General features: G+C 68.9%; 14 protein-coding genes and 1 tRNA gene. 8 read left to right on the top strand and 7 right to left on the bottom strand.

The annotated features are described in order from the left end of the window. Positions 1–16: 16 nt before the first annotated feature. Positions 17–1,426: a hypothetical protein gene (locus AB6A65_RS02940; RefSeq protein ID WP_371036864.1), complete on the bottom strand. Its 1,410-nt coding sequence runs from the start codon at positions 1,424–1,426 to the stop codon at positions 17–19. Positions 1,427–1,429: 3 nt separating this feature from the next. After that, positions 1,430–2,401: a thymidylate synthase gene (locus AB6A65_RS02935; protein WP_371036863.1), complete on the bottom strand. Its 972-nt coding sequence runs from the start codon at positions 2,399–2,401 to the stop codon at positions 1,430–1,432. A 209-nt stretch (positions 2,402–2,610) separates the two neighbouring features. On the opposite strand from AB6A65_RS02935, the gene thyX reads away from it, so the two are divergent. The 5 genes from thyX (at position 2,611) to AB6A65_RS02910 (ending at position 5,748) form a co-directional block, all read left to right on the top strand. Then, positions 2,611–3,516 (top strand): FAD-dependent thymidylate synthase, encoded by a 906-nt coding sequence (gene thyX, locus AB6A65_RS02930; RefSeq protein WP_371036862.1) that lies wholly within the window; start codon positions 2,611–2,613, stop codon positions 3,514–3,516. Between the two features lie 79 nt (positions 3,517–3,595). Next, on the top strand, positions 3,596–3,940 hold the full coding sequence (locus tag AB6A65_RS02925; protein ID WP_371036861.1) for a hypothetical protein: 345 nt from the start codon (positions 3,596–3,598) through the stop codon (positions 3,938–3,940). A gap of 25 nt (positions 3,941–3,965) precedes the next feature. Further along, positions 3,966–4,280, top strand: a complete 315-nt coding sequence (locus AB6A65_RS02920; protein WP_371036860.1) for an HPF/RaiA family ribosome-associated protein — start codon at positions 3,966–3,968, stop codon at positions 4,278–4,280. Between the two features lie 57 nt (positions 4,281–4,337). Further along, a complete protein-coding gene (locus tag AB6A65_RS02915) occupies positions 4,338–4,736 on the top strand; it encodes a DUF2177 family protein (RefSeq protein WP_371036859.1) in 399 nt (132 codons plus the stop codon). A 220-nt stretch (positions 4,737–4,956) separates the two neighbouring features. Next, a complete protein-coding gene (locus tag AB6A65_RS02910) occupies positions 4,957–5,748 on the top strand; it encodes an inositol monophosphatase family protein (RefSeq protein WP_371036858.1) in 792 nt (263 codons plus the stop codon). Here AB6A65_RS02910 and AB6A65_RS02905 read toward each other — a convergent pair. Both AB6A65_RS02905 and putA read right to left on the bottom strand, forming a co-directional pair. Continuing rightward, on the bottom strand, positions 5,732–6,505 hold the full coding sequence (locus AB6A65_RS02905) for a rhomboid family intramembrane serine protease (protein WP_371036857.1): 774 nt from the start codon (positions 6,503–6,505) through the stop codon (positions 5,732–5,734). The genes AB6A65_RS02910 and AB6A65_RS02905 overlap by 17 nt on opposite strands. Before the next feature lie 31 nt (positions 6,506–6,536). Further along, the gene (gene putA, locus AB6A65_RS02900; RefSeq protein ID WP_371036856.1) at positions 6,537–9,965 is read right to left on the bottom strand and encodes a bifunctional proline dehydrogenase/L-glutamate gamma-semialdehyde dehydrogenase PutA; all 3,429 of its coding nucleotides are present in this window, start codon (positions 9,963–9,965) and stop codon (positions 6,537–6,539) included. Between the two features lie 105 nt (positions 9,966–10,070). Between putA and AB6A65_RS02895 the strand changes: the two genes are divergently transcribed. The 3 genes from AB6A65_RS02895 to AB6A65_RS02885 all read left to right on the top strand — a co-directional run bounded on the left by AB6A65_RS02895 (position 10,071) and on the right by AB6A65_RS02885 (position 11,259). Then, entirely contained in the window at positions 10,071–10,550 is a 480-nt protein-coding gene (locus AB6A65_RS02895; RefSeq protein WP_371036855.1) for an Lrp/AsnC family transcriptional regulator, read from the top strand. 33 nt (positions 10,551–10,583) lie between these two features. After that, the gene (locus AB6A65_RS02890) at positions 10,584–11,126 is read left to right on the top strand and encodes a tetratricopeptide repeat protein (RefSeq protein ID WP_371036854.1); all 543 of its coding nucleotides are present in this window, start codon (positions 10,584–10,586) and stop codon (positions 11,124–11,126) included. Between the two features lie 47 nt (positions 11,127–11,173). Next, a tRNA-Leu gene (locus AB6A65_RS02885) sits at positions 11,174–11,259 on the top strand. A gap of 119 nt (positions 11,260–11,378) precedes the next feature. On the opposite strand, the gene AB6A65_RS02880 is transcribed toward AB6A65_RS02885, so the two are convergent. The 3 genes from AB6A65_RS02880 to AB6A65_RS02870 all read right to left on the bottom strand — a co-directional run bounded on the left by AB6A65_RS02880 (position 11,379) and on the right by AB6A65_RS02870 (position 14,736). Next, the gene (locus AB6A65_RS02880; RefSeq protein ID WP_371036853.1) at positions 11,379–12,410 is read right to left on the bottom strand and encodes an AI-2E family transporter; all 1,032 of its coding nucleotides are present in this window, start codon (positions 12,408–12,410) and stop codon (positions 11,379–11,381) included. Positions 12,411–12,613: 203 nt separating this feature from the next. Continuing rightward, a complete protein-coding gene (locus tag AB6A65_RS02875; RefSeq protein WP_371037237.1) occupies positions 12,614–13,675 on the bottom strand; it encodes a glycine betaine/L-proline ABC transporter ATP-binding protein in 1,062 nt (353 codons plus the stop codon). A gap of 14 nt (positions 13,676–13,689) precedes the next feature. Further along, the gene (locus AB6A65_RS02870; RefSeq protein WP_371036852.1) at positions 13,690–14,736 is read right to left on the bottom strand and encodes an ABC transporter permease; all 1,047 of its coding nucleotides are present in this window, start codon (positions 14,734–14,736) and stop codon (positions 13,690–13,692) included. Positions 14,737–14,776 lie beyond the last annotated feature (40 nt).

The raw sequence follows: 14,776 nt of genomic DNA, 5'->3' as shown, positions 1-14,776 counted from the left end.
CGCCGCGATGTCGAGATCAGAAGGCCGAGCGGATCCCGAAGCTCACCGAGACGGAATCGGTCTCGAAGCGGCTCACGTTGGACAGCGTGCGTTCGGCCTTGAGGCTCACGACCGGCAGGAAGCCCGCGTGCTGGATGTCCTGGAACGCGATGTCGAAGGTAGCCGCGAGGCTCTCGTCCTGCCGCCCTCCGGGCACGCGGATCGTGGCCACGCGATAGTCGGGATAGTCGGTGTAGCTGGCCGCGATCGCCGCCGAGAGCGTCACCGGCCCGAAGGCGCGCCCGAAATCGTAGCCGAGCCGCGCGGTGATCCCGCGCGACAGCAGCGTGGTGCTGTCAACGTCGTTGGCGCGCAGCGACACGCCGAAATCGAGGCTGTCGCCCGAAGCGAGGGCGTGGCGATACCCCATGAAGAGGTCCGCGATCCGCTCCGGCCGGTCGGCCGCCCGGTCGTAGCGCCGCGCTTCCAGTCCGAGCCCGTAGTGCAGCCGCCCCCTGTCCGCCACGGGCTTCACATGCGCCAGGGTCAGCCGCGCGAAATCGAGGTAGGGATCGCCCGCATAGGCCATGTCGCCCAGCGCGCCCGAAAGACGAAGCATCCCCGCCGCGGGACCGAGCGCCATGTCGTGCCGCAGGCCCGCCTCCAGCACGTTCAGGGCATAGTCGCCGTTGCTGGCCATGGGCGCCTTCCGCTTTGCCTCGTCCGAAAGCGCGACGCGGCGGAGATAGGCGCGCCCGGTCAGTTCCGTGCGCTGCCGGGCCGTTTCATGCAGGCGGAAGCGCGTGCGCAGATCCACCGTGGTTTCCACGCCCGAGAGCGCCAGCGCGTCGGGGCTGAGAAGTCCCACCACCGGCACGCCGTCGATCACGTTGAGCGCGTCCTCGGCCCCGTTGTTGACGTTCGAGGACGGAGAGACCGAAAAGCGGAGCTGGAAGTTGAAGGGGTTCATCCGGCGCACGGCCCGGAAGTCGCGCGTGGCGACATCGCGGGCCTGGTCGGTCGGCGCCACGTCGGTCGCGCGCCGCAGCCAGTACTGCGCCACGGTGAACTGCCGGGCGTCCAGCGCCCCTCGCGCGGCCATCTGCGCGGCCTCGAAGCGGCGCCCGTCGCTTTGGGCGTACCGGAAGGCGCGCACGGCGGCGCGCCGCGCGGCGCGCGGCCGGTCCTCCGCCCGCGCGGCGTGCGCGAGCACGTAATGCGCGAAATCGTCCTCGGGATCGGCGTCCAGAAGCGCGCGGGCCATCTGCGTGGCAAGCGCGACGTCGCCGGCGCGCACCGCCGCCTCCGCAAGGCCCCGCGCGAGGGGGATGGACAGCTCCGCCGCCTCCGCCCGCGCCGGACCGGGGGACCACAGCAGGGCGGCGAGCGCTCCGGCCAGAAGCGCCCGCCCGGCCCCCCGCCAGCGCGTCGCGGCGCGCCGGATCACGGTCTAGTTCACGCTTGCGCAGAGGCCCAGCGGGTCGGCCGCGCCGGGCGTTCCGCAGCGGTCGAGCACGAAGATGCCGTACTCCTCTTCGTTCTCGAAACCCAGCTGGTCGCCGAGTCCGTCGAACTCGCTGAGGGTGATGCTGCCAGCCAGCCCGTCCCCGTCCGGCCCGCCGATGATGCCGCCGTAATCGCCGATATCGTTGCCGACGGGGTTGTCCCCGGAGAGCGGATCGGACGCTTCGAACTCGACATCGCCGAAGAAGGTGCCGTTCGCTGCGATGTCGGTTCTGATCAGAACGAGGCTCGGAAGGGTGGTGCCCTCGAGGCTGCGGTTGACGATGCTGCCCTCGATGGAGTTGTCCGAGAAGTCGGCGTTCATGAACACGTCGCCTGTCACCTCGGCGGCCTGGTCGGGGATGAGTTCCGGGTTCGTGCCCCCCGGCACGGGAATGAGATCCTCCCCACTGCCGCCGACATTGGTGAGCCCCGCGTAACGCCCCGTATAGGTCACGAGACCGCCCGCCGGCGGCCTGAAGCCACCGTCGCGTTCATAGTAGGTTCCGCCGAAGAACCGGTTGCGCGGCCCTCCCGTCACCGTGACCCCGGCGCGAACCGCGCCGCTGTTGTTGGACTGGGCGGCGAAGGCGGTGGAGTGGCGGTCGAGCGCATCGTCCTGCGCGGTGTAGACCTGATAGCCCGGCACGTTGGCCTCGAGCGCGGGCGCGCGGCTGTAGACGGCCTCGAACGGCGTGGCGTCGAGGGTAAGCCCCTCGACGACGATCGTGTTGTCCGCAGGGTCGTAGCGCACCCGCGTCACGTCGCCCGCGAGTGTTTCCGGGATGTCGCCCGAGGGCGTTTCGCCGCCCGGATCGCCGGGATCGGCCGGGTCGTCCCTGTCGAAGGGATTCGTGCCGTCGCTGTCGCAGCCCGCGGCCAGCGTCAGGACGAGAAAAAGCATCAGAAGTCGTGCCATCGGACCGCCGCCTCAATTCCATACGGTTTCGTCTTGTTTTTCGTCACATTTTCGGAGTCATCCACAGGAAGTCAACGGCCTGTTCCGCGCGGCCTGTGGAAATCTTTCGAACTGAGGCGGATTTGCCTACGCAGCATCTGGCGTTTTCACCGGTGGTCGCCTCAATATATGGTGGAAACGCGACTCATGTAGCGGTGGAGGATTCCGGGATGACCCTGACCCGAGAGCAGCAGGCGGAAATCGAGGCGCAGCGCGCCAGCCCTCAACCCACCCTGCGCGCGGTAAGCCCCGGGATGGAGGCCCATCTCTACACCGCGCAGCCGGTGCTCGATCACGGCTTCGTCCGGGTGATCGACTACATGGGCGACGACGCCGCCGTGGTACAGGCCGCGCGCGTGAGCTACGGGGCGGGCACGAAACACGTCTCGAACGACGAGGGCCTCATCCGCTACCTCATGCGCCACTGGCACTCGACACCGTTCGAGATGTGCGAACTCAAGCTGCACGTGAAACTGCCGGTCTTCGTCGCCCGGCAGTGGATCCGCCACCGCACCGCCAACGTCAACGAGTACTCGGCGCGCTACTCGATCCTCGACCGGGAGTTCTACATCCCCGCGCCTGAAATGCTGGCGGCCCAGTCGACCGTGAACAACCAGGGCCGCGGCGCCACGCTGGAAGGGCAGGAGGCGGCGCGCGTGCTCGAAATCCTGAAGGCCGATGCCGCGCGCTGCTACGACCACTACGAGGAGATGATCTCGGACGAGGGTCAGCAGGGCCTCGCCCGCGAACTCGCGCGGATGAATCTGCCCGCCAATGTCTACACCCAGTGGTACTGGAAGACCGATCTGCACAACCTTCTGCATTTCCTGCGCCTGCGCGCCGATGCCCACGCGCAATACGAGATCCGCGTCTATGCCGAGACCATCGGGGATCTCGTCGCCGACTGGGTGCCGCTCAGCTGGAAGGCGTTCCAGGACTACCGTGTGGGGGGCGCCACCCTCTCGGCCACGGCCCTTGATTGCATCCGGCGGATGCTCAAGGGGGAGGAGGTCACGCAGGAGAGCTCCGGCATGTCGAAAGGGGAGTGGCGGGAGTTCCGGGAGGTGACGGGCTAGCGACCCGCCCGCGCCGAAACCGGCTTAACCCCGCCGCATCGCCCTGCTAGCCTTTGCCCTGACAACAGGAGGCTTCCCCATGAGCGACGACCAGCCCTTCGAATTCACGCCGCCGCGCGACGGCGATCTGTCCCTCACCTTCTGGCCGAAGGAAGGGCGTCTCGACCGCGCGGCCATCGGCGTGCCGGTGGACGAAGCCGACCGGGTGGCGGGTTTCGGTCCCGGTGCGGACGGCACGCCCGGCCTGCCTGAAGCGCCCGCGGCGCTGTCGTCCGACGGGGGCTGGAGCTTCCTGACGATCGAGGGCGGGATCGACGGCGACGTCCCCGCGCGCGCGGTCTTTTCCGAGATGCCGAGCGCGATCATTTTCGGAGGGATCGACACGGATGGCCGAAACCGGCAAATGCAGATCAACCGCGGCTGAGCCGCCCGCAAGCCAGGAGAACCCGATGCAGATCCAGCTCAACACCGACAACCATCTTCAGGGCGACGACCGCGTCAAGGAAGTCGTGGAGCGTCTGGTGACGCAGGCCCTGGGCCCGGTGGCGTCGCGCCTGAGCCGCGTCGAGGTGCACATCAAGGATCTCAACGCCGACAAGGGCGGCGTGGACATCCGCGCCACGCTGGAGGCGCGGCCCGAGGGCCTGCGCCCCTTCGGCGCCAATCACGACGATACCGACATCGAATCCGCGGTGCGCGGCGCCGCCAAGAAGATGCGCGCGCGCCTCGATCACGAGTTCGGGAAACTGGCGGACAAGCGATAACGATCCGGCGGGCGCCGGCTCCCGTATTCTCCTGAAATGATTGAAGGACCGGCGCCCATGCAGATCGCACTTCTCTACCTTGCCACGGCGGGGGTCTTCCTCGTTCTCGACGCGCTCATGCTCAACATGGTGCTGCGCCCGCTCTTCGAGGGACGGATCGGTGCGATCATGGCCGAGCCGCTGCGGATGGGGCCGGCCGCGGTGTTCTACCTCGCCTATGTCGCGGGGCTTCTTTACCTGGTCTCGGTGCCGGCCCTGCGCGCGGGCGACCCGATGCAGGCGCTCGTGGGCGGGGCGGTGCTGGGCTTCGTGGCCTATGGCACTTACGAATTCACCAACTACGCCGTGCTGCGCGACTGGCACTGGACCCTCGTCGCGGTGGACCTGACATGGGGCACGGCGCTCACGGCGGTCTCCGCCTGGGCCGGGGTGGCGGTTCTGCGCGCCTTCGGCTGACGACGCGGTGCCCGTGCCCCGCATCGCGGGGCCGCACCTCGCGCCCCACGGGAAGATCAGGTGCCACCCGGCCGGAAGGTCGGTGCGGACGGCAAGCCTCGACCGCGCGGGTGACCCGGCCTGACGGTCGCGTAAAACGCCCCTCCCGAGGCGCCGGCCGGCCTTGGCATTCCCCGCGCCTGCGCGTATACGCCCGGCCTGATCCAGAGGAGCCGGGAGCATGCAGGGCAGCGCCAACCTCAACATCATGATCAAGGCGGCGCGCAAGGCGGGCCGGTCCCTGGTCAAGGATTTCCGCGAGGTCGAGAACCTTCAGGTGTCGCGCAAGGGCGCGGGCGATTTCGTCACGCGCGCCGACCTCGCGGCCGAGGCGATCCTGAAGGAGGAACTGCTGGGCGCGCGGCCGAACTACGGCTGGCTTGCCGAGGAGGGTGGCGAGACGCCGGGTGCAGATCCGACCCGGCGCTGGATCGTCGATCCGCTCGACGGCACGACGAACTTCCTGCACGGCCTGCCGCACTGGGCGATCTCCATCGCGCTCGAGCACAAGAAGCAGATCGTGGCGGCGATCGTCTTCGACGCCGCCAAGGACGAGCTTTACTATGCCGAGAAGGGGCAGGGCGCCTGGATGAACGACAGCCGCCGCCTCCGCGTGTCCGGGCGGGCGCGGATGTCCGAGGCGCTGTTCGCCACGGGCGTGCCGTTCGGCGCGAAGCGCACCTTGCCGGCCACCTTGCAGGATCTCGCCCGGCTGATGCCGGAATGCGCGGGCGTGCGGCGCTGGGGCGCGGCCGCGCTCGATCTGGCCTACGTCGCCTCGGGCCGCTACGAGGGGTTCTGGGAACGCGAGTTGCAGATCTGGGATGTCGCCGCGGGAAGCCTTATCGTGACCGAGGCGGGGGGGCTCGTCGGGCCGCTGCGCGACGGCGCCGACCCGCTGGAGACGGGTGAGATCATCGCCGCCAACGGTGACCTCTTCGAAGGGTTCTCCAGGATCATTCGCGGCGATTGATCCATGGCTTCATGCGCCGCCGCCCGGCACGCGGGATATGGGTGCGGCGCGTGCGGTAGGTCGCTGCGGGATGCGGCGGCTCGCCATGGGTGCGGGTCCAGTAGGCCGGTCCGCCCAGCTTGAGCCAGAGCGGCAGGGCAAGCGCGAGGCCCGCGACGAAACCGCCGGCATGCGCCCAGTAGGCCACCCCGCCCGCCGCCGCGTCCGCGCCGATCCCGCTGAAGAGCTGAAGCGCGAACCAGACGCCCAGCATGAGCCAGGCGGGCACCGGCAGCACCTTGAAGATCACCACGAGGATCACGAGGACATCGACCCGCGCCTTCGGGAACAACAGAAGGTAGCCCCCCATCACGCCGGCGATCGCGCCCGAGGCGCCGACCATCGGCACCTCGGACAACGGTGCCGAGAACGCCTGCGCGAGCGCCGCGCCGATGCCAGAGGCGAGATAGAAGGCGAGAAAGCCGCCATGGCCCATCTCGTCCTCCAGGTTGTCGCCGAAGATGAAGAGAAAGAGCATGTTCCCGGCCAGGTGCATGAACCCGCCGTGAAGGAACATCGACGTCACGAGCGTGTGCAACGCTTCGCCCTGGGCCAGGCGCGCGGGTGTCAGCGCCCAGTCGAAGAAGAACAGGTTGATCGCGCGCCCGTCCGCGAAAAGTTGGACGTAGCTCAGGAACACCACGATGTTCAACGCCATCAGGGCGAAGGTCACATAGGGCACGCGCCCCGACGGGTTGTGATCGCGGATCGGAAACATGGCGCTAAGCTGAGCGCTGCCCCCGGTCGCGTCAAGCCGCGCCCGAGAGCAACGCGGCGTTTCCGCCCGCCGCGGTCGTGTCGACGCAGACATGGCGCTCGTCGCAGACATGGCCGGTGTCCGGCAGCCCTTTCACCAGCGGCACGAGCTGCCCCTCCCGCGCGGCCAACGCGCGGTCCATGGCCCGGGCCGTCTCGGCGTCGCCCCACCACAGAACGCAGGAGACCTCGTGCAGCGGCGTCAGCGCGGCGGGATCGAGATGGCCCGCGGCCTCGACCGGAAGGCCGCCGAGCGCTTGCACGGCCTCGGCCTGTGCCCGGACGGCCTCGGCTCCTGGGCCGGCGCAAAGCGCGGGCGCCCCGGGCAGGATCGAAAGCCGGTTCGACTCGCCGGTGGGGCCGGGGAGGGAGAGCCTCCGTTCCGCGGCACCCGGCGTCGCGGAGGTGATCGCCGCCTCGATGTCCGCGACCTCCATCGCGGCCTCCCAGTCGCCGGCCGTGTCGGGCGCGGGATGCCGGCAGAAGCGCGCGAGGTAGTGCGGCCCGCCCGCTTTCGGCCCGGTGCCCGAAAGCCCTTCGCCGCCGAAGGGCTGGCTGCCGACGATGGCGCCGATCTGGTTGCGGTTCACGTAGATGTTGCCGGCATGGACCCGGTCGCAGACATGCTGCACGCGGTCGTCGATCCGGGTCTGGAGGCCGAAGGTGAGCCCGTAGCCCGTGGCGTTGATCGCCGCGATCACGGCGTCGATCTCCTCGGCGCGGAAGGTGGCGATGTGCAGCACCGGCCCGAAGACCTCGCGCTCGAGATCCGCGATGCCCGTCACCCGGATGAGCGCCGGGGCCACGAAATGGCCGCCCGACGGCGCCGCGATGCTGTGGACAAGTCGCCCTTCCTCTTTCGCGGCCGCGACATAGTCCGAGATGCTCTTGTGGGCATCCGCATCGATCACCGGCCCCACATCGGTGGACAGCGCCCAGGGATCCCCCATGGCGAGCGCGTCCATCGCGCCGGTGAGCATCGTGGTGAACTCCTCGGCGATGTCCTCCTGCACGTAGAGGCACCGAAGCGCCGAACAGCGCTGGCCCGCGGACTGGAACGCGCTTTCCACGATGTCGGCCACCGCCTGTTCCGGCAGCGCGGTGGAGTCCACGATCATCGCGTTGAGCCCGCCCGTCTCGGCGACGAGCGGCGCGCCCGGCGCGAGGTTTTCCGCCATGGCGCTGCGGATCAGCCGCGCCGTGTCGGTCCCCCCGGTGAAGGCCACGCCGTCGGTGCGCGCGTCCGAGGTCAGCGCCGCGCCGATGTCGCCCGCCCCCGGCAGAAGCTGAAGCGCGGCGCGGGGGACGCCCGCCTCGTGCAGCAGCTGCACCGCGCGATGGGCGATGAGGGGCGACTGTTCGGCCGGCTTTGCCAGCACGGCGTTGCCAGCGGCGAGCGCGGCCGAGACCTGGCCGGTGAAGATCGCGAGCGGAAAGTTCCAGGGCGAGATGCAGACGAAGCGGCCCACGGGATCGGCCTCGGGCGCGTTCGCCGCATAGTAGCGCAGGAAGTCCACCGCTTCGCGCAGCTCCGCCACGCTGTCCTTGAGGGACTTGCCGGCCTCCCGCGCGCAGAGCGCGAAAAGCTCTCCGTAATGCGCCTCGTACAGGTCCGCCGCACGTTCCAGCACCGAACGGCGCTCGGCGGCGGGCGCGTCCCAGGCGCGCGCGGCGGAAAGCGCGGTGTCCGCGTCCGCCGGGCTCGCCCAGCTGACGCGGCCCACGACATCCGCGGGCCGGGCCGGGTTGCGCGTCTCTTCCGGCGCCTGCGGCGCGGCCGCGCCCGCCAAGAGCGGCGCGGCGTCCCAGACATGGTCCGCGAAGGGGCCGCGCGCGGCCTCGATCGCGTCGAGCGTCGGCCGGTGGGCGAGGTCGAAGCCCCGGGAGTTCCGCCGCTCCGGCAGGAAGATCTCCGCGCCCGTCGGGATGCGGCGACCGCCTTCGGCCAGCACGGCGAAGGGATCGCGCGCGACGTCTTCCGGCGGCACGCTCTCGTCCACGATCTGGTTCACGAAACTCGAATTTGCCCCGTTCTCGAGCAGGCGGCGGACGAGGTAGGCCAGCAGGTCGCGATGCGCGCCCACCGGCGCATAGATGCGGCAGCGCGCGCCCGACTTCGCCTTGACGATCCCGTGGAGCGTCTCGCCCATGCCGTGCAGGCGCTGGAACTCGAAGGCGTTACGGTCGTTGCCCATGTCGAGGATCGCCTCGACCGTGTGGGCGTTGTGGGTGGCGAATTGCGGGTAGATCCGGTCGGTCATCCCGAGCAGCTTCCGCGCGTTCGCGAGATAGGAAATGTCGGTCGCGGCCTTCGACGTGAAGACGGGGAAGGTGTCGATGCCGTCCACCTGTGCCGCCTTGATCTCGGTGTCCCAGTAGGCGCCCTTCACCAGCCGGACCATCAGGCGGCGGTCGTGCCGTTCCGCGAGATCGTGCAGCCAGTCGAGCAGGGGCGCCGCACGCTGCCCGTAGGCCTGCACCACCACGCCGAAGCCGTCCCAGCCGGCGAGCGAGGGCTCGGCCAGCACCGCCTCGATCACGTCGAGCGAAAGCGAGAGGCGATCCGCCTCCTCGGCGTCGATATTGAGCCCGATGCCCGCGGCCTTCGCCTGCTGCGCGAGGTCGAGAAAGCGCGGGGCGAGCTCCTCCATGACGCGCGCCTGCTGCGCCACCTCGTAGCGCGGCGAAAGCGCGGAGAGCTTGACCGAGATGCCCGGGTTGTCCCGGACGTCACCCTTCGCCGCGCCGCCGATCGCGGCGATGGCATCCGAGTAGGCGCGGTGATAGCGCAGCGCGTCGGCGTCCGTGCGCGCGGCCTCGCCAAGCATGTCGTAGGAGTAGGTATATCCCTTCGCTTCCTGCTCTGCGGCACGGCGCATCGCGCTCTCGATCGTCTCGCCCAGGACGAATTGCCGGCCCATCTCTCGCATGGCGCGGCCGACGGCGGTGCGGATCACCGGCTCGCCCAGCCGCCGCACCGCGCCGCGCAGCGCCGCGACGGGCCCAGGCTGCGCGTCTTCCCGGAGCACACGCCCCGTGAGCAGCAGCGCCCAGGTCGAGGCGTTGACCAGCGTGGAGGTGGAGCGGCCCATGTGCCGGCCCCAGTCCGAGGGCGCGATCTTGTCCTCGATCAGCGCGTCGATGGTTTCGGCGTCGGGCACACGCAGAAGCGCCTCGGCAAGGCACATGAGCGCGATGCCCTCTTCCGTCGAAAGCCCGTATTCGGCGAGGAACACCTCCATCAGGCCCGGATGCGTGGAGGACCGGATCTCGCGCACCAGACCCGCGGCGCGGTCGCTGATCCGCGCGCGGTCGTCCTCGGTCAGTCGCGCCTCTTCGGCGAGGCGGGCGATCGTCTCGCCTTCGTCGGCATAGGTCGCCGCGTCGATGGCGGCGCGCAGGTCTGCGGCGTCACGGGGCATGGCTTGAGATCCTCCTTGTCGCCGTAAAGCATATCAGCGTGGCGGCGGGCGGATTTCCTGATAAGTTGGGATTTGGCAGGCGGAGCGACCAAACTCGAGGTCTGAATGAAGTCACCCGATCAACTGGGCCTCGATCGTTTCGATCGCGCGATTCTCGACGAGCTCGCGCGCGACGGCCGTGTGAGCGTCACCGAGCTCGCCCGCCGAATCGGGCTGTCGAAATCGCCCACCCAGGCCCGGCTGCGCAGGCTGGAGTACAGCGGCGTGATACGCGGCTACCGCGCGATCCTCGATCCGATCCGGCTGGGGCTCGAGCATGTCGCCTGCGTGGAGGTCCGCCTCGACGACACGCGCGAGGCCGCGCTCGCCGCCTTCAACGCTGCGGTGGCGGCCACGCCCGAAATCGAGCAGGCGCACCTGATCGCGGGAAATTTCGACTACCTGCTGAAGGTGCGCACGCCCGACATGCGCGCCTATCGCGAAGTCCTGGCAGAGCGCATCTCGACCCTGCCGCATGTCGCGAGCACCTCGACCTACATGGCGATGCAGGCGGTGAAGGAGGGATATGTCGCGGATGTGACTTGATCGCGGCCGCCGGTCCGGGCGATGCTTTCGGGGATGCGTATTCTGACCCTGTCTCTTCTGCTGGCCGCGGTCGTCGCCGCGGCGCCCGCGCGCGCCGCGTGCCCGCCGGTCCCGGACCACGAGAGGGAACTCGCCGCGCTCTACGAGCGGATGCAGGAGGCGCCCGACCCGGCGACCGCGCAGCCGCTCAACGACCGGGCCTGGGAGCTTTACACCGACGCGCCAGACGAGGCGGCACAGGCGGTGCTGGACCGCGGCATGGGGATGCGCGCGTCGTGGAACCTTCTCGGCGCGCGGGCGGAGTTCGACCGGCTGATCGAGTACTGCCCGCATTACGCCGAGGGCTGGAACCAGCGCGCCTTCGTCCATTATCTCGACCAGGATTTCGCCGCGGCGCTTGCCGACCTCGACGCCGCCCTCGAACGGGCGCCGACCCATCTCGGCGCGCTTTCGGGCAAGGCGCTGACCCTCACCGCGCTGGGACGCGAGGCCGAGGCGCAGGCCTTGCTGCGCGCGGCGCTCGCGATCAACCCGTGGCTGCCGGAACGGTCGCTTCTGAAAGGCGAGGAACTCTGACGCCGCCTTCCGTTCCCCGGACCGGCCCGTTAGGGTCACGCGGGCATGCCCGCGTGGTGGAATGGTAGACACAGGGGACTTAAAATCCCCAGGCTGAAAGGCCGTGCGAGTTCGAGTCTCGCCGCGGGCACCAACCAGGTTCAGGGGCCGCAAGGTTCCATCGCCGCATCTTGTGGGTCCGCGATGCGCTTCGGAAGCGGCCGGTGCGGCCCGCCTTGGCAGGCCGGGACCGGGCCATCGCTGACCCGTGCGTCAGACCTTTCCGCTCGCCGACAGCATCACGGCGATCGGTCGCGTGGCTCGTATCTCCGAAAGCACGAGAACGAGGCTTGCCGTCATCGGCACGGCCAGAAGCGCGCCGGGCAGGCCCCAGAGCGTGCTCCAGACCGCCAGCGCGAGGAGGACGACGAAGGGGCTCAGATTGAAGGCCCGGCCCATCATGCGCGGCTCCAGATAGGCGCCGACGACGATCTGGGCCGTGGTCAGGGCCACCAGGACGACGCTCGCCATCCACAGCGTGCCGAACTGGGCGAGGCTGAGCAGCACCGGAAAGATCACGCCGATGAGCGACCCGATATACGGGATATAGTTGAGGAACGCGATCAGCACCGCCCAGAAGAGCGCGAACTCGATCCCCAGAAGCAGCATGATCGCGAAAGAGGCGCCGCCGAGGATGATGTTCACCACGGTCTTGACGAAGAGGTAGCGGCCGATGCGGTCGTTGATCCGGGCCAGCAAGGAAAGCGCCCGCTCTCCGGCCTCTGCCCCGCCCATCGCGATGATGACCTTCCGGGCCATCACGCCGCGTTCCGCCATGAAGAAGCTCGCGTAGAGCACGACGAGGAACAGCGTCGTGCCGAAGCCTCTGAGCGAGAGCAGCGCCGGGGTGATCCACGTCCGCATGTCGACCTGGTCGAGCGTCACGCGGCGCATGTTTTCCCAAGTCGGCTCGTTCTCGATGCCGAGAAGGCTGGCGCTGCGCGTCACCAGCGCGTCGAGGTTGGATTCGTAGCGGGGAAGCGCCGCGGCGACCTGGGCGAGGTTGTTGATGACGAGAACGAAGAGCGAGACGAGCCCCACCGCGAAGGCCAGCAGCACGATGCCGCGGCGGGCCATGGCCGGGAGGCGGCCGACCACCGGAAGCGCCTGCATGGTCGCGGCGGCGGTGGACAGGACGTAGACGGAGATGACCGCTGCGATGACCGGGACGAGCACGGGGCGGCCGACCCACAGGAGCCAGCCGAACATCAGGGTGAGTGCCGTCGCATATGTCGCGTTGCGCATGGGAGTCCGCGGTCCTGTGGCCCGGGTTGGCGCTACGCTCGGCGAGGCGGAGGTCGGTTGTCAACTCGTCCGCGAGAGACGGACCGCTGACCGGCCCGGCGAGCCGGCCAGGCACGCGGTCACGATGTCGGGGACGCCGGGCAGGAGCCCGCCGTCGGCCGGCGAGCGCCGTTCCGACCTCGTGGCGTGCGCTGCCGGTGGCCTCAGACGGCGCGGGCGCGCATCCCGTCATCGGCGCCGTTGGTGGGCACCAGGGCGCGCACGAGATCCTTCATGTGCAGCACGCCGATCGGCTCGCCGTCGCGCGTGACACGGTACCTGACTTGCGTGTCCCCGCCCGAGATCGCGATCACCGATTCCAGCGTGTCGTCGGGATCGACGTCTCCGGCGAACGGCCCCTCGGGCGCCTTGCTGGCGGTCATCACCGAGCGCACGCGCAGCACCCGCGCGCGATTGATGTCGCTGATGAAATCCACGATGTAGGGGTCGTTGGGGTGAAGCAGGATGTTCTGCGGCTCGCCCTGCTGCACCACGCGGCCATCCTTCAGGATAACGAGGTGATCGGCGAGTTTCAGCGCCTCGTCGAGGTCGTGGCTGATGAACACGACCGTCTTCCGCAACTCCTCCTGCAGGTCGAGCAGCAGGTTCTGCATGTCGGTGCGTATGAGCGGATCGAGGGCCGAAAACGCCTCGTCCATCAGCATGATCGGGGAATCCGAGGCGAGCGCGCGGGCAAGGCCGACCCGCTGCTGCATCCCGCCGGAAAGCTGGTGGGGATATTGCCCGCCCTGGCCGCCGAGCCCCACGCGATCGAGCCATTTCAGGGCGTCCTGCTCGTACTCCGCGTGGCGCTCGCCGCGGACCGCCCGGGCCATGCCCGTATTCTCCAGCACCGTTCGGTGCGGCAAGAGCGCGAAGTGCTGGAACACCATCGACATCTTCTGGCGCCGGAGGGCGCGCAGGGCCCGCTCGTCATGGGCGAGCACGTCCTCGCCGTCGAGGAGGATCTCGCCCGCCGTGGGTTCGATCAGCCGGTTGAGGTGCCGGATGAGCGTGGATTTCCCCGACCCCGACAGCCCCATGATCACCGTGATGTCCCCGTCCCGGATGTCGACGTTGATATCCTCAAGGCCGAGGACGTGGCCGTAGTCCTCCCACAGCTCGGGTTTACCGACACCCGCGCGGACATGCTCCAGCGCGCCCTCGGGGTCGGCCCCGAAGATCTTGTAGAGGTGGCGGATCGAGATCTTGACGTTCTTGTCCATGTGCTCCGCCCCGCTCATGATTTCTGCTGCGCGGCGCTCGCGGCGTTGACGCGATCGAGCGCCGCCTTGGTCGTCCGGTCGAGCATCACCGCCAGAAGCACGATGCCAAGCCCGGAAACGAGGCCCACGCCAAGCTCCAGGTTGTTGATCCCCCGCAGCACCAGCACGCCGAGGCCCGGCGCGGAGACCAGCGAGGCGATCACCACCATCGCGAGGCTCATCATGATGGTCTGGTTCACGCCCGCCATGATGTTCGGCAGCGCCAGCGGGATCTGCACCCCGTAAAGCTTCTGCCGGTTGGTCATGCCGAAGGCGTCGGCCGCCTCGATCACGGACGGGTCCACCATGCGGATGCCAAGATCGGTCAGCCGGATGACCGGGACGATGGCGTAAAGGATGATGGCGATGCCGTAGAGCTTGGGCTCTGTCACCGAAAAGAGGAAGATGAGCGGGATGAGATAGACGAAGGGCGGAAGCGTCTGAAGCATGTCGAGGACCGGGATCGTCGCCCCGCGCAGTCGGTCGGAGCGCGACATCGCGATCCCGATCGGCACGCCCAGAAGCACGCAGAGAAACGCGCAGACGAAGATGATCGCCAGCGTCTGCATGGCGTAGCTGTAGTAGTCGATGAAGGCGAGCCCGCCGAGGCTGAGCGCGACGAAGGCCAGAAGCCTCCAGGATCTCGACACCATCCAGACGACGAGCATCAGGAGCGGGATGACGATCCACCAGGGCGTGTTGAGAATGCCGTAGAGCGCCCCTTCGAGCAGCCAGGACAAGGGTTGCGTGATCGGATCGAGCACGACGCTCATGGAGTCCTTCACGTCCAGAAAGCCCTGCTCCAGGCCGAGCGTGACGTTGCGCGACTGGGGAAACGCAGGACAGGCCTCGTTCAGCGCGTCCATCGAGGGGAATGGAAGGGTCCAGATGGATGTCGACGCCTCTTCGCCCGAGCTTTGGGCGACAAGCGCGTCCATCGACATCGGGGCTGCGTCGCCGCCATCGGCCGCGCACCACTCCTCGAGCCCGAGGGCCCGGAAAACGAAATCATATGTTGCCATGGTGACCTTGCTCCCATGCGCCGTTGCATCGAGGGGCCCG

The sequence above is a fragment of the Rhodosalinus sp. FB01 genome, from assembly GCF_041365715.1.
Classification (GTDB): domain Bacteria; phylum Pseudomonadota; class Alphaproteobacteria; order Rhodobacterales; family Rhodobacteraceae; genus Rhodosalinus.
Note: the sequence above shows the minus strand (reverse complement) of the source record. Positions and strands in the feature narration are given on the sequence as shown.